This is a genomic window from Pseudomonas cerasi, assembly GCF_900074915.1.
In the GTDB taxonomy this organism is placed as follows: Bacteria; Pseudomonadota; Gammaproteobacteria; order Pseudomonadales; family Pseudomonadaceae; genus Aquipseudomonas; species Aquipseudomonas cerasi.
This window is the reverse complement of record NZ_LT222319.1, coordinates 1574589-1592922: the sequence shown is the minus strand read 5'-3', so window position 1 is coordinate 1592922 and position 18334 is coordinate 1574589. Positions and strand designations below refer to the sequence as shown.

At 60.1% G+C, this 18334-nt stretch carries 16 protein-coding genes and 1 pseudogene; 11 read left to right on the top strand and 6 right to left on the bottom strand.

Going from position 1 to position 18334, the window contains the following annotated elements:
- The first annotated feature begins 43 nt into the window (after positions 1 to 43).
- Positions 44 to 3520: a hybrid sensor histidine kinase/response regulator gene (locus PCPL58_RS09695; RefSeq protein ID WP_065349305.1), complete on the top strand. Its 3477-nt coding sequence runs from the start codon at positions 44 to 46 to the stop codon at positions 3518 to 3520.
- 70 nt (positions 3521 to 3590) lie between these two features.
- Here the strand turns inward: PCPL58_RS09695 and PCPL58_RS09690 are convergent, their stop codons facing one another.
- Both PCPL58_RS09690 and cysK read right to left on the bottom strand, forming a co-directional pair.
- Positions 3591 to 4529: an aspartyl/asparaginyl beta-hydroxylase domain-containing protein gene (locus PCPL58_RS09690; RefSeq protein ID WP_044310477.1), complete on the bottom strand. Its 939-nt coding sequence runs from the start codon at positions 4527 to 4529 to the stop codon at positions 3591 to 3593.
- Between the two features lie 175 nt (positions 4530 to 4704).
- The gene (cysK, locus tag PCPL58_RS09685; protein WP_054080789.1) at positions 4705 to 5679 is read right to left on the bottom strand and encodes a cysteine synthase A; all 975 of its coding nucleotides are present in this window, start codon (positions 5677 to 5679) and stop codon (positions 4705 to 4707) included.
- Positions 5680 to 5805: 126 nt separating this feature from the next.
- On the opposite strand from cysK, the gene PCPL58_RS09680 reads away from it, so the two are divergent.
- The gene (locus PCPL58_RS09680; RefSeq protein ID WP_054080788.1) at positions 5806 to 6873 is read left to right on the top strand and encodes a DUF748 domain-containing protein; all 1068 of its coding nucleotides are present in this window, start codon (positions 5806 to 5808) and stop codon (positions 6871 to 6873) included.
- Between the two features lie 61 nt (positions 6874 to 6934).
- On the opposite strand, the gene PCPL58_RS32880 is transcribed toward PCPL58_RS09680, so the two are convergent.
- Positions 6935 to 7039 (bottom strand): DUF2442 domain-containing protein, encoded by a 105-nt coding sequence (locus PCPL58_RS32880; protein WP_462687374.1) that lies wholly within the window; start codon positions 7037 to 7039, stop codon positions 6935 to 6937.
- A 254-nt stretch (positions 7040 to 7293) separates the two neighbouring features.
- Here PCPL58_RS32880 and PCPL58_RS09675 point away from each other — a divergent pair, with 254 nt between their 5' ends.
- Both PCPL58_RS09675 and PCPL58_RS09670 read left to right on the top strand, forming a co-directional pair.
- Positions 7294 to 8139, top strand: a complete 846-nt coding sequence (locus PCPL58_RS09675) for an AAA family ATPase (protein WP_003368308.1) — start codon at positions 7294 to 7296, stop codon at positions 8137 to 8139.
- 39 nt (positions 8140 to 8178) lie between these two features.
- Complete coding sequence (locus PCPL58_RS09670) at positions 8179 to 9357, top strand: vWA domain-containing protein (protein WP_065349304.1); 1179 nt, start codon at positions 8179 to 8181, stop codon at positions 9355 to 9357.
- A 54-nt stretch (positions 9358 to 9411) separates the two neighbouring features.
- Here PCPL58_RS09670 and PCPL58_RS09665 read toward each other — a convergent pair whose 3' ends face one another.
- The 3 genes from PCPL58_RS09665 to PCPL58_RS09655 form a co-directional block, all read right to left on the bottom strand.
- Entirely contained in the window at positions 9412 to 9936 is a 525-nt protein-coding gene (locus PCPL58_RS09665; protein WP_003368303.1) for a DUF2937 family protein, read from the bottom strand.
- Positions 9937 to 9982: 46 nt separating this feature from the next.
- Complete coding sequence (locus tag PCPL58_RS09660) at positions 9983 to 10783, bottom strand: class II glutamine amidotransferase (protein ID WP_003368302.1); 801 nt, start codon at positions 10781 to 10783, stop codon at positions 9983 to 9985.
- Between the two features lie 76 nt (positions 10784 to 10859).
- Positions 10860 to 11336, bottom strand: coding sequence for a hypothetical protein (locus PCPL58_RS09655; protein WP_044310482.1), 477 nt, complete (start codon positions 11334 to 11336; stop codon positions 10860 to 10862).
- Positions 11337 to 11468: 132 nt separating this feature from the next.
- Between PCPL58_RS09655 and PCPL58_RS09650 the strand changes: the two genes are divergently transcribed.
- The 7 genes and pseudogenes from PCPL58_RS09650 (at position 11469) to PCPL58_RS09620 (ending at position 18333) form a co-directional block, all read left to right on the top strand.
- A complete protein-coding gene (locus PCPL58_RS09650) occupies positions 11469 to 13529 on the top strand; it encodes a S9 family peptidase (protein ID WP_065349303.1) in 2061 nt (686 codons plus the stop codon).
- 76 nt (positions 13530 to 13605) lie between these two features.
- Positions 13606 to 14082, top strand: a complete 477-nt coding sequence (locus PCPL58_RS09645; RefSeq protein WP_003345583.1) for a cyclic nucleotide-binding domain-containing protein — start codon at positions 13606 to 13608, stop codon at positions 14080 to 14082.
- A 66-nt stretch (positions 14083 to 14148) separates the two neighbouring features.
- Positions 14149 to 14523 carry a YajD family HNH nuclease gene (locus tag PCPL58_RS09640; protein ID WP_003317410.1) on the top strand — a complete coding sequence of 125 codons (375 nt, stop codon included), beginning with the start codon at positions 14149 to 14151 and terminating at the stop codon, positions 14521 to 14523.
- Between the two features lie 86 nt (positions 14524 to 14609).
- Positions 14610 to 16375 (top strand): annotated as a pseudogene (locus tag PCPL58_RS09635) (copper resistance system multicopper oxidase).
- Positions 16376 to 16383: 8 nt separating this feature from the next.
- On the top strand, positions 16384 to 17280 hold the full coding sequence (locus PCPL58_RS09630; RefSeq protein WP_173926056.1) for a copper resistance protein B: 897 nt from the start codon (positions 16384 to 16386) through the stop codon (positions 17278 to 17280).
- Between the two features lie 66 nt (positions 17281 to 17346).
- A complete protein-coding gene (locus PCPL58_RS09625) occupies positions 17347 to 17847 on the top strand; it encodes an RNA methyltransferase (protein ID WP_003368283.1) in 501 nt (166 codons plus the stop codon).
- Positions 17848 to 17952: 105 nt separating this feature from the next.
- Complete coding sequence (locus PCPL58_RS09620; RefSeq protein WP_003368282.1) at positions 17953 to 18333, top strand: YgaP family membrane protein; 381 nt, start codon at positions 17953 to 17955, stop codon at positions 18331 to 18333.
- Position 18334: the final 1 nt, after the last annotated feature.

The window sequence follows — 18334 nt, the reverse complement described above, 5'->3', positions numbered from 1 at the left end:
ATCGTGCGAGACTGCGCGTTATCGATACGGTGTGGAATTTGATATGTCGCTGTCCAGCGGGCTGATTGCGGCCGTTGCCTTGTCCTATATGGCCATCATGTTTGCTATCGCCTTTTACGGCGACCGCTACAGCGCGTCGCTGCGCCCGACCATGCGCGCCTGGGTCTACAGCCTGTCGCTGGCGGTCTACTGCACCAGCTGGACGTTTTTCGGCGCAGTGGGTCAGGCCGCCGAGCAGTTGTGGTCGTTCCTGCCGATCTACCTGGGGCCCATCGTGCTGATGGTACTGGCACCCTGGGTGCTGCAAAAAATGGTGCTGATCAGCAAACAGGAAAACATCACCTCGATCGCCGACTTCATCGCGGCGCGCTATGGCAAATCCCAATCCCTCGCAGTCATGGTGGCGCTGATCTGCCTGATCGGTATGCTGCCGTACATCGCGCTGCAGCTCAAAGGCATCGTGCTGGGGGTGAATATCCTGATCGGTGCCGTGGCCGATTCCACCGGTATTCGTGCTCAGGACACCGCGCTAGTGGTGTCGCTGATTCTCGCGCTGTTCACCATCGTCTTCGGTGCGCGCAATCTGGATGTCACCGAACACCATCGCGGCATGGTGCTGGCCATTGCTTTCGAGGCGCTGGTCAAGCTGTTCGCCTTCATGGCAGTCGGTGTGTTCGTCACGTTCGGCCTGTACGACGGATTCGACGACCTGTTCAATCAGGCCAAACTGGCGCCACGCCTCGAGGAATACTGGAAAGACACGATCAACTGGCCGTCGATGTTCGTGCAGACCGGCGTGGCGATGATGGCGATTGTCTGCCTGCCCCGTCAGTTCCACGTGACGGTGGTCGAGAACATCGAGCCTCAGGACCTGAATCTCGCCAAATGGGTGTTCCCGGCCTATCTGGCGCTGGCTGCGCTGTTCGTGGTGCCGATTGCGCTGGCCGGGCAAATGCTCCTCCCCGGCTCCATGCTGCCCGACTCGTTCGTGATCAGCCTGCCGCTGGCGCACGCTCACCCGTCGCTGGCGCTGCTGGCCTTCATCGGCGGAGCATCGGCAGCAACCGGCATGGTGATCGTCGCCTGCGTGGCGCTGTCGACGATGATTTCCAACGACATGCTGCTGCCGTGGCTGTTGAGACGCAAAAACACCGAGCGGCCGTTCGAGGCGTTTCGTCACTGGATGCTTTCTGTCAGACGCATCAGCATCGTGATGATTCTCCTGCTGGCCTACGTCAGCTACCGGATGCTGGGGTCGACGGCCAGTCTGGCAACCATCGGCCAGATCGCCTTTGCCGCGATCACCCAGCTGGCTCCCGCCATGTTCGGTGCCTTGTACTGGAAGCAGGCCAATAGGCGTGGCGTATTTGCAGGCCTGGCGGCGGGCATCTTCATCTGGTTCTACACCCTTGTGCTACCGGTAGCGGCGCATGGCATGGGCTGGTCGCTGAGCACTTTCCCGCTGCTTTCCTGGCTGCACAGCAACCCGTTCGACCTGCCTATCTCGCCGATGACCCAGGGCGTGCTGCTGTCGATGGCCGGCAACTGTACGTTGTTCGCCTGGGTGTCGATGTTGTCGCGCACGCGAGTAGCCGAGCACTGGCAGGCGGGTCGTTTCATCGGCCAGGAAACCCAGGGACGCGACTTCAGCCGCCCCCTGCTCGCGGTGCAGATCGAGGACCTGCTGAGCCTGTCGGCACGCTTCGTTGGTGAGGACCGCGCGCGACAGAGTTTCATCCGCTTCGCCCACAGGCAGGGCAAGGGTTTCAACCCCGGCCTGAATGCCGATGGTGAATGGATCGCGCATACCGAGCGGCTGCTGGCCGGCGTGCTCGGCACCTCTTCGACCCGCGCCGTGGTCAAGGCCGCTATCGAAGGTCGCGACATGCAGTTGGAAGACGTTGTACGCATCGCCGACGAAGCCTCCGAAGTTCTGCAGTTCAACCGCGCGCTGCTGCAGGGTGCCATCGAAAACATTACCCAAGGCATCAGCGTGGTGGACCAGTCCTTGCGGCTGGTGGCCTGGAATCGTCGTTACCTTGAGCTGTTCAACTACCCCGAAGGCCTGATCGGCGTTGGCCGGCCGATTGCCGACATCATCCGTTACAACGCCGAGCGCGGACTCTGCGGACCGGGCGAGGCAGAGGTTCACGTTGCGCGGCGTCTGCACTGGATGCGCCAGGGCCGCGCTCACACCTCGGAGCGGTTGTTTCCCAATGGTCAGGTGATCGAACTGATTGGCAACCCGATGCCGGGCGGCGGATTCGTCATGAGTTTCACCGACATCACCGAGTTCCGCGCCGCCGAACACGCCCTCAAAGGCGTCAATGAAAGCCTTGAGCAGCGGGTAGCCGCACGTACCCACGAATTGTCCCAGCTCAACCAGGCGCTGACCGACGCCAAGGGCACCGCTGAAGCCGCCAACGAATCGAAAACCCGCTTCCTGGCCGCGGTGAGTCATGACCTGATGCAGCCGTTGAACGCTGCACGGCTGTTCTCCGCTGCGCTGTCACATCAGCAGGAAGGGATTTCCAGCGAAGCCCAGCAATTGGTTCGGCACCTGGACAGCTCGCTGCGCTCCGCCGAAGACCTGATCAGCGACCTGCTGGATATTTCCCGAATCGAAAACGGCAAGATCACCCCGGATCGTCAGCCGTTTCCGCTCAGCGCGCTGTTTGACACCCTGGGTGCCGAATTCAAGGCGCTGGCCCAGGAACAGGGTCTGAGCTTTCGTGTGAGGGGCAGTTCACTGCGCGTCGACAGTGATATCAAACTGTTGCGCCGGGTGCTGCAGAACTTTTTGACCAACGCTTTCCGCTATGCCAAAGGCCCTATTCTGCTGGGTGTCAGGCGCTACGGTGACAGCCTGAGCCTGGAAGTCTGGGACCGGGGGCCGGGCATTCCCGAAGACAAGCGCAAGGTGATCTTCGAAGAATTCAAACGCCTCGACAGCCACAAGACTCACGCGGCCAAGGGGCTGGGTCTGGGGCTGGCGATTGCCGATGGTTTGTGCCGCATTCTCGAGCATCCTTTGCAGGTGCGCTCATGGACCGGCAAAGGCAGCGTGTTCAGCGTCCGGGTACCGCTGGCCGCGCCTCAGGCGGCAGTCCCCGCAACACTGCCCGATGTCAGCCGCCCCGCGCTGAACGGCACACAGGTGCTGTGTGTCGACAACGAGGACAGCATCCTGATCGGTATGCACAGTCTGCTGTCACGCTGGGGCTGTCAGGTCTGGACCGCGCGCAATCGCCAGGAATGCGAAGCGCTGTTGAACAATGGCATCCGGCCGCAGATTGCTCTGGTGGATTACCACCTGGATGAGGGCGAAACCGGTACTGAACTCATGGCCTGGCTGCGCACCCGACTGGGTCAACCGGTACCGGGCGTGCTTATCAGTGCCGATGGGCGTGCGGAGTTGATCGCTCAGGTGCACGCGGCGGGGCTCGATTACCTGCCCAAGCCGGTCAAGCCTGCAGCGCTGCGCGCGCTGTTGAGCCGGCATGTGAGTCTGGACGGGTAACGGAATGCCGGTTGTTCGCAGAGGCTGCGAACAACCGGATCAGAGGGGGAATAACCGGAAAGACTGTCGCTTAACCGAACAACCAGTAGCCCAGCAGCGTCAGTACCACGACGGCCAGAACAGGGCGCAGTACGCGGTAAGCCTTGGGGTTGGCGCGCTTGAACTGCTTGACCTTGCCACTGAAACCATCACTGAAACGCTTGCTGAATGCATACGCCTGATTGATTCCGCCGACGCGCTCGTCATCAAGGTTCTGCGGAGCGGTGGCGCGGCCCAGAAACGCGCTGACGCTGCGGTTCATACGGGTCATGAAGCGGTTGGTCAACGGACGCTCGACATCACAGAACAGAATTACACGGGTCTGGTCGGTCTCGTTCTTGACCCAGTGAACGTAGGTCTCATCGAACATGACGTCCTGACCGTCACGCCAGGCGTATTCCTTGCCATCGACGAAGATCCGGCAGTCATCGGAGTTGGGTGTCGACAGGCCCAGGTGATAACGCAGCGAGCCGGCGAACGGATCGCGGTGCGGATTGAGGTGACTGCCACCCGGCAGCAGCGCGAACATCGCGCCCTTGACGTTGGGAATGCTGTTGACCAGTTCGACGGTTTTCGGGCACAGCGCCTCGGCAGACGGCAGGGCCTTGTCGTACCACTTCAGGTAAAAGCGCTTCCAGCCCTTCTTGAAGAACGAGCCAAAACCGGCGTCGTTGTTTTTCTCCGCTGCACGAATATAGCCTTCGTCGAATAGGTGCATGGCTTCGTCGCGAATGGTTTCCCAGTTGTCCTTGAGGATGTCCAGCTCAGGGAATTTGCTGCGGTCCAGATAGGGCTCGGACGGGACGCGGGAAAACAGGTACATCAGTGCGTTGTACGGTGCGAACAATGCCGAATGGTTGACGAACTGCCGCAACAGAGGCAGTCGGGCCCGACCGCGCAAATGAACGTACAGCGTGCTGCCCAGAAACAGCATCAGGATCGATGCCTTGGCAACAAATGAAAGGGTCATGAAGCTCTCCTTGAAGCGGGCAGATAACGCCAAACGTCACGCGGGCAGTGCTGATGCATGATTCTGAATAATGACTGGAGCGCCGGGCGGACAGCGCTGATCGTCCGGCGAGTCGTAAGCTGGCCATCATAAACCCTTGCGTTGCCCGCATGAAGTACGCACTTGCGAAGATGTGTTACTGGGAAAGCTCCTGATCGGTAAACAGATCGCTGAACAGCATGCTCGACAGGTAACGTTCGCCGGAGTCCGGCAGGACCACCACGATCGTCTTGCCCTGCATCTCCGGTTTTTCAGCCAGACGAACGGCGGCCGCCATCGCCGCGCCGCAGGAAATACCACAGAGAATGCCCTCCTCCTGCATCAGACGCCGGGCCATGGCCTTGGACTCTTCATCGGTGACACGCTCTACCCGGTCGACAATCGACAGGTCGAGGTTTTTCGGGATGAAGCCGGCGCCAATGCCCTGAATCTTGTGTGAGCTGGGGGTGATCGTTTCACCGGCCATCGCCTGGGTGATAATCGGCGAACCGTCCGGCTCGACTGCGACCGACAGGATCGGCTTGCCTTCGGTGTGCTTGATATACCGGGAGATACCGGTGATAGTCCCGCCAGTCCCTACGCCTGCTACCAGGACGTCGATGGCACCGTCGGTGTCTGCCCAGATTTCCGGGCCGGTGGTTTTTTCATGGATGGCCGGGTTGGCCGGGTTCTCGAATTGCGCCGGCATGAAATATTTCTCGGGGTTGTCTGCCAGCAGTTCTTCGGCCTTGGCAATCGCACCTTTCATCCCCTTGGCCGCTTCGGTCAGCACCAGTTCTGCGCCCAGTGCCTTGAGTACCTTGCGACGTTCTATGCTCATGGAAGCGGGCATGGTGAGCATCAGTTTGTAGCCACGGGCAGCGGCAACGAAGGCCAGACCTATGCCGGTGTTGCCCGAGGTCGGTTCGACGATGGTCATGCCCGGCTTGAGCCTGCCGCTGCTTTCGGCGTCCCAGATCATATTGGCGCCGATACGGCATTTAACGGAATAACCCGGATTACGCCCTTCGATCTTGGCCAGAATGGTGACACCGCGCGGCGCGATACGGTTGATCTGCACCAACGGCGTATTACCGATGGAATGGGCGTTATCAGCGTAGATACGGCTCATGAGGGTGTCCTTGTGCACATCGGTTAAAGACCCAAAGCCTATGCCGCCAACTGTGGGGCGTCCAGTCTGACCGAACGGATGACGGCGCGAGCAGTCAATCCTTCATTGAAACAGGAGACTCATGTCATGAAACGTCGCTACAGCTGGCCGCTATGGACCCTGGCCGCTCTGGTAGTCCTGCTGATCGCTGTCAATATCGCCCTGCCGTATCTGGTGCGTGACTATCTGAACGACAAACTGGCCGACATGGGTGACTACCGGGGCGAGATCACCGATGTGGACCTGGCACTGTGGCGAGGGGCGTACCGGATCAAGGGGCTGAAGATCGTCAAGACCGACGGCAAGGTCCCGGTGCCCTTTTTCGACGCACCGATGATCGAACTGGCTGTCAGCTGGCATTCACTCTGGTATGACCATGCAGTGGTCGCGAAAGCACTCTTCACCGGCCCGCAGATCAACTTCGTGGACGGCGGCAGCAAGCAGGACTCGCAGACCGGTCAGGGCACCGACTGGCGTACCCAGATGGACAAGCTGCTGCCCATCACCCTCAACGAATTGCGCATCGATAACGGGCGCATCACCTTCAATAACTTCAACTCCACGCCCAAAGTAAAAATCGAGGCGGATCAGGTCAATGCCAGCATCTATAACCTGACCAACGTGGTCGACGTGGAAGGCAATCGAGATGCCGAGTTCAAGGGCAAGGCACGTCTGCTGGGCCATGCCGATCTGGAGAGCTCAGCCAGATTCGATCCGTTCAGCAACTTTGAAGACTTCGACTTCAAACTGCGCGCCACCGGCATCCAGCTCAAGAAACTCAACGATTTCTCGTCGGCCTACGGCAAGTTCGATTTCAACGCCGGCGATGGCGATGTGGTGATTGAAGCGCAGGCCGACAAAGGCCAGCTCAAGGGCTACATAAAGCCGCTGCTGCGCAACGTGGACGTGTTCAACTGGCAGCAGGATGTCGAAAACAAGGACAAGGGTGTTTTCCGCTCGATCTGGGAAGCGCTGGTCGGAACCAGCGAAACCGTGTTGAAAAACCAGCGGGAAAACCAGTTCGCCACACGCGTCGACCTCAGCGGCAGCGTTCATCAGCAGGACATCAGCGGCTTCCAGGCGTTTCTGCAGATCCTGCGCAATGCTTTCGTGCAGGCATTCAATGCGCGTTATGAGAGCAGCAAGGGGTCTTAGCGGTTTTTTCAGGCGCGCCAACGATGAAAAAGCGTACGTTTTCATCAGGGGCAGCGTTAACTTAACTGTCGGAAAACAAAGTATCCGCGCCTATCTGGATGTCCAGTTCAGGCCATTCGACGCTCCAGCCATGGTCGCCCAACTGTGCCTGGGAAGGCCTGCACATCGGAGCTCATGTCGAAGGTGTGTTGCTGATCATCTATCAACGTCAACGCCAGCCGGTGGCCGGCCAATACTTGAACATCCTTAAAGCAGCGTTACAATTTCAACCCGGTCACTGCGTGACGCCCCATTCAAGAACTGAATGAGGCGTCTTCGTTCACAGCCATCGGGCCGCCACGTTATAGTCAGGGCATTGCTTGCCCTATTACGGCGCGCGTGCCGACCGGTTACGCGCACCCACGCGAAAAGGATGGATCAATGAAGTTCGAAGGTACGCCGGCCTACGTTGCCACTGACGATCTCAAGCTGGCGGTCAACGCGGCCATCACGCTGGAGCGTCCACTGTTGGTCAAGGGCGAGCCCGGCACCGGCAAGACCATGCTCGCCGAACAACTGGCCGAGTCCTTCGGCGCGAAACTGATTACCTGGCATATCAAGTCCACGACCAAGGCCCATCAAGGCCTGTACGAGTACGATGCGGTGAGCCGTCTGCGCGATTCGCAACTGGGCGTCGACAAGGTCCACGACGTACGCAATTACCTGAAGAAGGGCAAGCTCTGGGAGGCCTTCGAGTCTGACGAGCGGGCGATTTTGCTGATCGACGAGATCGACAAGGCCGATATCGAATTCCCCAACGACCTGTTGCAGGAACTCGACAAGATGGAGTTCTACGTTTACGAGACGAATGAAACCATCAAAGCCAGGCATCGACCGATCATCATCATTACCTCCAACAACGAGAAGGAGCTGCCGGATGCCTTTCTGCGTCGCTGCTTCTTCCACTACATCGCCTTCCCGGATCGGGCCACGCTGCAACGCATCGTCGATGTGCATTACCCGGACATCAAGAAAGACCTGGTGAGCGAAGCGCTGGACGTATTCTTTGACGTGCGCAAGGTGCCGGGGCTGAAGAAGAAGCCCTCCACCTCCGAGCTGGTCGACTGGCTGAAGCTGCTGATGGCCGACAACATCGGTGAAGCCGTGCTGCGCGAACGCGACCCGACCAAGGCGATTCCGCCATTGGCCGGCGCGCTGGTCAAGAACGAGCAGGACGTGCATCTGCTGGAACGTCTGGCGTTCATGAGCCGTCGCGGCAATCGCTGATCGTGTCTATCCAACCTGCCATGTAAAAGGGCGACAGCCATGCTGCTCAACCTGTTCAACGAAATGCGCGCGGCCAAGGTGCCGGTGTCTCTGCGTGAACTGCTGGACCTGATCAATGCGCTGAAACAGCGGGTCGTGTTCGCCGACATCGATGAGTTCTACTTCCTGGCGCGCACGATTCTGGTCAAGGACGAGCGCCATTTCGACAAGTTCGACCGGGCCTTCGGTGCGTATTTCAACGGCCTGGAAAACCTCGACGAGCATTTGCAGGCGCTGATCCCGGAAGACTGGCTGCGCAAAGAGTTCGAGCGTTCGCTGACGGACGAGGAACGCGCGCAGATCCAGTCGCTGGGCGGCCTCGACAAACTGATCGAGGAGTTCAAGAAACGCTTGGAAGAACAGAAGGAACGCCATGCCGGTGGCAACAAATGGATCGGCACCGGTGGCACCAGCCCGTTCGGTTCGGGCGGCTACAACCCGGAAGGCATCCGCGTCGGCGATGCAGGCGAGCGCAAAGGCAAGGCCGTCAAAGTCTGGGACCAGCGCGAATATAAAAACCTGGACGATCAGGTTGAACTGGGGACGCGCAATATCAAGGTGGCCCTGCGTCGCCTGCGCAAGTTCGCTCGTCAGGGCGCTGCGGATGAACTGGACATCGACAGCACCATCGATCACACCGCACGCGATGCGGGCCTGCTGAACATTCAGATGCGTCCGGAGCGGCGCAACACCATCAAGTTATTGCTGCTGTTCGACATCGGCGGCTCAATGGATTCACACATCAAGGTCTGTGAAGAGCTGTTCTCCGCATGCAAGACCGAGTTCAAGCACATGGAGTATTTCTACTTCCATAACTTCATTTACGAATCGGTGTGGAAGAACAACCAGCGCAGAAACTCGGAGCGGACCGCCACCCAGGACCTGCTGCACAAGTATGGCGAGGACTACAAAGTGATTTTCATCGGCGACGCCTCGATGGCGCCCTATGAAATCACCAAGCCCGGCGGCAGCGTCGAACACTGGAATGAAGAGCCAGGCTATGTGTGGATGCAGCGCTTCATGGCCAAATTCAAGAAGATCATCTGGATCAATCCCTATCCGAAAGATGCCTGGGACTACACCACCTCGACGCATGTTGTGCGTGATTTGATCGAGGGTCAGATGTATCCACTGACCCTTAGCGGTCTGGAAGAAGGCATGCGCTACCTGGCGAAGTGAAGGCGGGCGCGCGACCATAGCGACGCCCGCTCTGCTCGTCACAACGGCCTGCAGTCAACTCCTGTGGCGTTCGAACTGCGGCTTGCGTCGCCCGCCGTGGATCACCCAGCCGAGCAACAGCACGAAGCTTTCGATCACCAGCGCCAGCAGCAATGCACTGATAATGCCCCAGGCAATGACCTCGGGGGCCAGCAGAACCTGCCACGTATAACCGTTGAAGGTTTCGCGACGGATATCCGGATCAGAAGAGGTGGCCACGAACAAGGCTTTGGAATACCAAGGCCCCTGAAGCCCGAGCCACTGACGCTCAAGGATGTGGGTGCGGTTCATCAGGGTGTCGATAGTGTCCGCATCGCTGCGAAAAACCGGGTCCTCACTGCTGCGATAATGCTGGATCAGCGCCTGAATATCGCCCTTGAAGAACTGCTGCGCAGTGGCGGTATAGCCCTTGACGGATTGCTGCGCCTCGATCAGATGCGCTTCGACACGCTTGCTGTAGTCACTGATGAAACCGGGAATCTGTACCCCGAACAGCAGGCCCATGGTGAACAGGACCAATCGCAGATAACTTCGCAGCATCAATATCCCTCTTCTTTTTTATCCAGTAAGCCGATGGGCCGGTGTCTCAGGGCCTGGTCGTTTCAGTGACGGTATCGACCGAGCCCTGCGCCACGCACTCGCCCTTGCGCCACAGGCTCCACTGGCCCGGCTCATAGCGGTTCCAGTTTTCGTTCTCGGTCAAGGGTTCGGTCGCGATGACCGTGACCACGTCGTGCGGCGTCGTTTCAGCCTGAAAATCGACAATCACGTCGACATCTTTCAACCTCGCTGGACCGAATGGGGCACGGCGAGTGATCTGAACCAGTTTGGTACTGCAAAAGCAAAACAGCCAGTCACCGTCGCTCAACAGACAGTTGAACACGCCTTTGCTGCGATATTCGGCACACGCCTGGATCAGAGAAGGCAGCAATTCCTCGACTTCGACCGGTTCGGGAAAGGCTTCGCGGACGCGATTGAGCAGGTCGCAGAATGCCGCTTCGCTGTCGGTATCGCCCACCGGCCGATAAAAGGTAACGCCCGGGGTGAAATCCGCCAACTGACCATTATGGGCAAAGCACCAGTTACGGCCCCAGAGTTCACGCACGAAAGGATGGGTATTGGACAGGCAGACCTTGCCGACGTTGGCCTGACGAATATGGCCAATCACGACTTCGCTTTTGATGGGATAGCGCTGCACCAGTTGTGCGACTTCCGATTCGCTGCTGGCTGCCGGGTCCTGAAACAGGCGCAAGCCGCGGCCCTCGTAGAAGGCAATGCCCCAGCCATCGCGATGCGGACCAGTGCGGCCGCCCCGCTGCATCAGCCCGGTAAAGCTGAAGACTATGTCGGTCGGGACATTGGCGCTCATGCCCAGTAGTTCACACATGCTCAGGTTCTCGCTTCAAGACGTTTTGCAGCAGGTCACGCGCCGCTGCTAACGGCGCTTGCCAACGAAGCGGGATCTACAGCCGCGGCTCGACCCGTGCAGCCCTGGTCGGCGGAAGGGGCGCAGCGTTTCTGCGAGCGTAGTGATCGTCTTCGGCAAACGGTTCGTCAGCAGGGTCGGTGTCCACAGGCTGGGCCGCAGGCTTGGGTTGGCGAGCCTTGCGGCTGCGTTCGATCGGCCAGCGGATCAGCACGAACAGCAGGTACGCGGCGAAGGCGAACATGCCGTACATGGCAAGGTCCGACACGGCGGTCCAGACATTGCTGCCGACCTTGAACATCAGGTCGAGCGCGGTGATCGCCACGGCTGGCGCCATCGCGTCCTTGGCAGGGTCGACCATGGTCGGCGTAAACAGCAGCACCGCGACCGCCACCAGCAACGGCTCCTTGAGATACCGCCACATCCAGCGGGTCATCAGAAACCATACCAGCAGGCAACCCAACGCGGCGAAGGCGTAGACGCTCCAGGCGATCAGATAGTCGTTTTCGGTCATGACGTCCGTGGTAAGCCAGGTAAAGAGGCGCTTATGATAACGGCTTTTGCCTGACGCGGCTTGCCTCGCTGCAGTATTCGGTTCAGCGTGTACCGATATTTTCCTGATTGATGCCTTAACAGAGAGCCCAGCATGTCCTTCTCGAATGCAACCTCCAGCGCCCCGATCGCTCGCAAGGCCGACGGTTCCGACCCCTACGCCTGGCTGCAGAACCGCGACACTGACGAAGTGCTCGACTACCTCAAGGCCGAAAACGCCTGGCAAGAGCAGCAACTGGCAGAGCAGGCCGGACTGCGCGATAGCCTGTTTGAAGAGATCAAGGGCCGTATCCTCGAAACCGACTTGTCGCTGCCCTCCCCCTGGGGGCCGTACCTTTATTACACCCGCACCACACAAGGCGACGAATACGCCCGGCACTACCGCTGCCCGCGCCCGGCCGACGACAGCAACACGGTGGATGAAAATGCTGAGGAGCTGTTGCTCGACCCCAACGAGATGGCCGATGGCGGCTTTTTCTCACTGGGCGCGTTCAGCATCAGCCCGGATCACCAGCGTCTGGCCTACAGCCTGGACACCAGTGGCGACGAGATATACGAGCTGTACGTCAAAGAGCTGAGCACCGGTCAGATCAGCAGCCTGCCTTTCGAAAACTGCGACGGCAGCATGACCTGGGCCAACGACAGTCAGACCCTGTTTTTCGGCGAGCTGGACGAAACCCATCGTCCGGGCAAGCTGCATCGCCATACCCTGGGCACGTCATCAGCCGAGCTGGTGTTCGACGAGCCGGACGGCAGATTCTTCCTGCATTGCTTCCGCAGCAGCTCAGAGCGCCAACTGATCATTCTGCTCAACAGCAAAACCACCAGCGAAGCCTGGGTGCTGGACGCCGATCATACGCAACAGGCCTTCACCTGCCTCGCGCCACGCAGCGAAGGCCACGAATACTATCCGGACCACGGGCTGCTCAATGGCGTCTGGACCTGGTTCATCCGCAGCAATCAGAGCGGCATCAACTTCGCGCTGTATCACGCTGCGCAACAAGCCAGTGATGTACCGGGGCGCGAGGACTGGCAGACACTGGTCGCGCACGACGACCAGGTCATGCTCGAAGGCGTCAGCCTCAACGCCAAAGGCATCAGTCTGAGCCTGCGCGAGGGCGGCCTGCCGATCATCGAAGTGCGTCCGCAGGCGCTGCCGACTTATCGCGTGCAGCTGCCTGACGCCGCGTACAGCCTGTACGTGCAGGACACGCTGGAATTCGACAGCCACAAAATTCGCTTGCGCTACCAGTCGCTGAACCGTCCGGCCCAGGTCCGCCAATTGACCTTGGCCAGCGGCGAGCAGGTAGTGCTCAAGGAAACCCCGGTACTGGGCACCTTCGACGCCGATGCCTACGTCAGCCAGCGTTTGTGGGCCACGGCCAGCGATGGCACCCAGGTGCCGATCAGCCTGGTGGTCAAGCGCGAACTGGCCGGACAGGCCACCCCGCTGTATCTGTACGGCTACGGCGCCTATGGCGAGAGCCTCGACCCGTGGTTTTCCCACGCCCGTCTGAGCCTGCTCGACCGTGGCGTGGCGTTCGCCATTGCTCATGTGCGCGGCGGCGGCGAGCTGGGCGAGGCCTGGTATCGCAACGGCAAGCAGGAGCACAAACAGAACACCTTCGGCGATTTCATTGCCTGCGCCGAACACCTTGTTGCCCAGGGGCTGACCAGCGCTGAACAAATGGTGATCAGCGGTGGCAGCGCCGGTGGCCTGCTGATCGGTGCGGTGCTCAACCAGCGGCCAGAGCTGTTCAAGGCAGCGATTGCCGAAGTGCCGTTCGTCGATGTGCTGAACACCATGCTCGACCCGGACCTGCCGCTGACCGTCACCGAATACGACGAATGGGGCAACCCGCAGGAGCCCGAGGTCTACGCGCGTATCAAGGCTTACGCGCCCTACGAAAACGTCACGGCCCAGGCCTACCCGGCCATGCTGGTCATCGCCGGTTATAACGACAGCCGCGTGCAGTATTGGGAAGCCGCCAAATGGGTCGCGAAGTTGCGCGCCACCAAGACCGACGACAATCCGCTGCTGCTCAAGACCGAACTGGGTGCCGGACACGGAGGCATGAGCGGTCGCTATCAGGGCTTGCGTGACGTGGCGCTGGAATACGCGTTTATCTTCAAGGTATTGCAGATCGCTGAATGAACTTGGTGTGAAACACCTGTCTTACTAGGATCGGGGGCAGCGGAGTTGCCCCTTTGTCAGGATTACCAGACCTCACATGTCAGAACCACTGTCCAACCTGAACAACGCCATACGCGACATGCTGCTGGATTGCGGCCTGTTCGACACGCTGCTGCCGGGCGATTTCTTTACCGTAGCGGGCTATTTCAGCATTACCGATATCGATAAAGGCGAGACCATCTTCGCCGAGGGCGATGCCGGAACCTTCATGTGCATCATCCATCAGGGCACCGTGTCTGTGCAGAAGCTTGCTGCAGACGGTCAACAGGTGGAAATCGCCGTTCTGCGGCGCGGACGCGCCTTCGGAGAAATGGCGGTGCTGGATGGCGAGCGCCGCTCGGCCAGTTGTATCGCAGCCACCAGTTGCCAGCTATTGAACCTGGGCCGTGATTCGCTGGACAAGATGCTCGAGGACGCGCCGAAAATCGCCGCCAAGATCATTCGCGCCCTGGCCATCTCGTTGTCCAAGCGCCTGCGCATGGTCGATGGTCAATTACTCTCCCAGCAGGTGTGAGTTTGCCCATCTGGCGCTAAACTTGCCGACATTCCGCTTTCAATGCGCACACGCACAGGTGACACCATGAGCACGGCCAATCCTCCTTCCCATACTGCCAAGCTGGACCGCATCCTGGCCGACGCCCAGCGCGACCGCGAGATGGGCTACCGCGACAAGGCGCTGCGCATGTACCCGCATGTTTGCGGCCGCTGCGCGCGCGAGTTCGCAGGTAAACGCCTCAGCGAACTGACCGTACACCACCGCGACCACAACCATGACAACAACCCGCAGGACGGCTCCAACTGGGAGCTGCTGTGCCTGTATTGCCACGACAACGAGCACTCGCGCTACACCGATCAGCAGTACTTCGCCGATGGCTCCCTGGGCAGTCCGAAAACCGCCAAGGCGACCCACAACCCGTTCGCTGCACTGGCCGGGCTGATGAAAAAGGACGAGTGACCTCGGTACCTTCAACGCCCCACGCTCCCCCGCCCTACCCGCACTTCTCCTGGCCTGTGGCCACCCGACCGACCGGATATTTCGCCATGCCCACCCGAACCTCAAGACGAACCTTTGTGAAAGGGCTGGCCGCCAGTGGCCTGCTCGGCGGCCTCGGGCTATGGCGCAGTCCGGCGTGGGCGGTGACCAATCCGGGTCAGCCCAACGGGTTGTCCGGCACTGAGTTCGATCTGTATATCGGCGAAACCCAAGTCAACATCACCGGCAGCGCCAGGACCGCGCAGACCATCAACGGCGGCATTCCTGGCCCGCTGCTGCGCTGGCGCGAAGGCGACACCGTGACCCTGAGGGTCAAGAACCGGCTCGACGAAACCACGTCCATCCACTGGCACGGCATTATCCTGCCGGCCAACATGGACGGCGTGCCAGGGTTGAGCTTTGACGGCATCGCGCCGGATGGCCTGTATGTCTACCGCTTCAAGGTCAGGCAGAACGGCACCTACTGGTATCACAGCCACTCCGGCTTCCAGGAACAGTCGGGGGTCTACGGGCCACTGGTGATCGACGCGAAAGAGCCGGAGCCGTTCGAATACGACCGCGAACACGTGATCATGCTCAGCGACTGGACCGACGAAAAGCCGGTCCAGCTGATGAAAACGCTCAAGAAACAGTCCGATTACTACAACAATAACCAGCGCACCGTCGGCGACTTCATCAACGATGTCGGTGAAAAAGGCTGGAGCGAGACCACCAGGGATCGCTGGATGTGGGCGAAGATGAGGATGGATCCGACCGATCTCGCGGATGTCAGCGGTGCTACCTACACCTACCTGATGAACGGTCAGGCGCCGAACATGAACTGGACCGGGCTGTTCAAGCCTGGCGAGCGGATTCGACTGCGGCTGATCAACGGCTCGGCAATGACGTACTTCGACGTGCGTATTCCGGGCCTGAAGATGACCGTGGTGGCCAGCGACGGCCAGCACGTCAAGCCGGTGACCGTCGATGAGTTGCGCATCGCAGTGGCGGAAACCTTCGACGTGATTGTCGAGCCGGCGGAAGGTGCCTATACCCTGTTCGCCCAGTCGATGGACCGCACCGGTTATGCCCGCGGCACCCCGGCCTGCAGGCTGTCGTTCCGCCCCTCGATCCACGCCCGCTGTTGAGCATGGATGATATGGGCATGGCGGGCATGGATCATGGCAGCATGAACCACGCCGCAGCCCCGACAACGCACGACATGTCAGGCATGGACCACAGCAAGATGGGTCACGACGCGATGCCCGCAATGGACCACACGCAGATGCCGGCCCCGAAAACGCCGAACCCGCAATCGCACCCCGCGAGCGAAAACAATAACCCGCTGGTCGACATGCAAGCCATGAGCACCTCGCCCAAGCTCGACGATCCGGGCATCGGCCTGAGGGGCAATGGCCGTAGAGTCCTGACCTACGCTGATCTACGCAGCACCTTCGAAGACCCGGACGGTCGTGAGCCAAGCCGCACGATCGAGCTGCACCTGACCGGGCATATGGAAAAATACGCCTGGTCGTTCGACGGAGTGAAGTTCTCGGATGCCAAACCGCTGATGCTCAAATACGGTGAGCGGGTGCGTGTCGTGCTGGTCAACGACACGATGATGACCCACCCCATCCATCTGCATGGCATGTGGAGCGACCTCGAAGACGAAAACGGCCGGTTCATGGTGCGTAAACACACCATCGACATGCCACCGGGATCACGCCGCAGCTATCGGGTGACCGCCGATGCGCTGGGCCGTTGGGCTTATCACTGTCACATGCTGTACCACATGGAAATGGGCATGTTCCGCGAAGTGCGGGTGGAAGAATGAGGACCTTGATGTTGAGCAGAACGCTGAATTCGCCCCGCCTGCCGATGCTGTTGCTGGCTGCCGGGCTGACCGCTGCACCGTGGACCTCGAGCATGGCCGCCGGTATGGAAGGCATGGACCACGGCAGCCATGCAATGCATATGGATGCCAGCGACAGCGAGGACGCGTCCTCGACGCAGTCTGCGCCCGCCCAGAGCCGAACCCCGATCCCGCCGATCACCGATGCGGACCGAGCTGCGGTGTACACCAGCCACGCCGGCCATCAGGTCCATGACAGCGCCATCAACAGTTACTTTCTGGCCGACAAGCTGGAATGGCAGGATGCCAATGACGGCAGCGCGCTGGCCTGGGACCTGTCCGGCTGGATCGGCGGTGATATCGACCGCCTGCTGTTGCGCTCCGAAGGCGAGCGAACCAACGGCAAGACCGAAGAAGCGGAAATCCAGGCGTTGTGGGGCCACTCGATCAGCCCTTGGTGGGACGTGGTCGCCGGAGCACGTCAGGATTTCAAACCGGGCGCGCCGCAAACCTGGGCCGCCTTCGGCCTGCAGGGCCAAGCCATTTCGGATCTGGATATCGAGGCCACCGCGTTCATCGGTGAAGCCGGGCAGACCGCCGCTCGCCTGGAGGCCGACTACGACCTCCAGCTGACCAACAATCTGGTGCTGCAGCCCACCGCGGAGCTGAACTTCTATGGCAAGAACGACCCGCAACGCGGCAACGGTTCGGGCCTGTCGACCAGTGAGTTCGGCCTCAGGCTGCGCTACGAAATCACCCCGCAATTCGCCCCTTATGTCGGCGTGAGCTGGGACCGCTCCTACGGCAAGACCGCCGATTACGCGCGCGAGGACGACGAGGACACCCAGGACGCGCGACTGGTGGTCGGCGTGCGCATGTGGTTCTGAACACAGTCAATGGCATTGCTCTGAGGCTGCCGTATAATCACCGGTTTTCTTCAGAGCACCCTCCCCGTGGCCAACAAACGGTACGCCTGCATCGGTCTTTACAACCCCAAGTCCCCGGAAAACGTCGGCTCCGTGATGCGTGCGGCCGGCTGTTACGGCGTGGCGTCGGTGTTCTATACCGGTAAACGCTATGAGCGCGCGCGGGACTTCATCACCGACACCAAGAAAATCCATCAGGACATCCCGCTGATCGGCATCGAAGACCTCAAAAGCATTCTGCCGCTGGGTTGCATCCCGGTGGCCGTCGAATTGGTCGAAGGCGCCCGCGCACTGCCCGAATACACGCACCCTGATCGCGCGCTGTATATCTTCGGCCCGGAAGATGGCTCGCTGGATCAGGAGATTCGCGACTGGTGTGAAGACGTGGTCTATATCCCGACCGAGGGCTGCATGAATCTGGCGGCGACCGTCAACGTCGTCCTCTACGACCGCATGGCCAAAGGTATCAATACCCGTTCGGGCCCGCAGTTCGGTCGCGAGAAAATTGATCCGGCCAGTGACCGCTGACGGAAAAGCATTGAACCTGTGTCGCGCGCGGGCAGTCAGTTTCTCTGAATCGAGCAACTGCTTCCAATTTGCCAACTCCGACCTACTACCTCATGGAGAGCCATCATGCGCGACACCCCGATCATCGAACGCATCGACACACCTGAACTGCTTCAACGCAACCCCGAGCAGAATGTACAGGGCTGGGAGCGCATCGGCTCACTGGCTGGCGGCGTACTGCTGATGGGTAAAGGCGTCCGTCGTGGCGGCTTTCTGGGCCTGATTCAACTGGCCATCGGCGGCGCGGCACTGGCTCGCGGTATCAGTGGTCACTGCTCGGCGAAAAGCCTGATGGAAAAAGGCCGCAGCGATCTGCAAAGCGCACGCTCGACCATCGAACGTGCCGGTGCAGAACTGAACACCCTCAAGGACGACGCTGAAAATGCCGTGAAGACGGCGGCTGTCAAAGGCGTGGAAGCGTTGACCGAGCCAAAGCCGGTCATTTAAG

Bases quoted from the DNA above. Each gene is read 5' to 3' on its own strand.
- PCPL58_RS09675 (WP_003368308.1), top strand. From the start codon at position 7,294: ATGAAGTTCGAAGGTACGCCGGCCTACGTTGCCACTGACGATCTCAAG.
- PCPL58_RS09630 (WP_173926056.1), top strand. From the start codon at position 16,384: ATGTTGAGCAGAACGCTGAATTCGCCCCGCCTGCCGATGCTGTTGCTG.
- cysK (WP_054080789.1), bottom strand. From the start codon at position 5,679: ATGAGCCGTATCTACGCTGATAACGCCCATTCCATCGGTAATACGCCG.
- PCPL58_RS09660 (WP_003368302.1), bottom strand. From the start codon at position 10,783: ATGTGTGAACTACTGGGCATGAGCGCCAATGTCCCGACCGACATAGTC.
- PCPL58_RS09645 (WP_003345583.1), top strand. From the start codon at position 13,606: ATGTCAGAACCACTGTCCAACCTGAACAACGCCATACGCGACATGCTG.
- PCPL58_RS09620 (WP_003368282.1), top strand. From the start codon at position 17,953: ATGCGCGACACCCCGATCATCGAACGCATCGACACACCTGAACTGCTT.
- PCPL58_RS09670 (WP_065349304.1), top strand. From the start codon at position 8,179: ATGCTGCTCAACCTGTTCAACGAAATGCGCGCGGCCAAGGTGCCGGTG.
- PCPL58_RS09680 (WP_054080788.1), top strand. From the start codon at position 5,806: ATGAAACGTCGCTACAGCTGGCCGCTATGGACCCTGGCCGCTCTGGTA.
- PCPL58_RS09655 (WP_044310482.1), bottom strand. From the start codon at position 11,336: ATGACCGAAAACGACTATCTGATCGCCTGGAGCGTCTACGCCTTCGCC.
- PCPL58_RS09650 (WP_065349303.1), top strand. From the start codon at position 11,469: ATGTCCTTCTCGAATGCAACCTCCAGCGCCCCGATCGCTCGCAAGGCC.
- PCPL58_RS09665 (WP_003368303.1), bottom strand. From the start codon at position 9,936: ATGCTGCGAAGTTATCTGCGATTGGTCCTGTTCACCATGGGCCTGCTG.
- PCPL58_RS09690 (WP_044310477.1), bottom strand. From the start codon at position 4,529: ATGACCCTTTCATTTGTTGCCAAGGCATCGATCCTGATGCTGTTTCTG.
- PCPL58_RS09695 (WP_065349305.1), top strand. From the start codon at position 44: ATGTCGCTGTCCAGCGGGCTGATTGCGGCCGTTGCCTTGTCCTATATG.
- PCPL58_RS09640 (WP_003317410.1), top strand. From the start codon at position 14,149: ATGAGCACGGCCAATCCTCCTTCCCATACTGCCAAGCTGGACCGCATC.
- PCPL58_RS32880 (WP_462687374.1), bottom strand. From the start codon at position 7,039: ATGTGCAGGCCTTCCCAGGCACAGTTGGGCGACCATGGCTGGAGCGTC.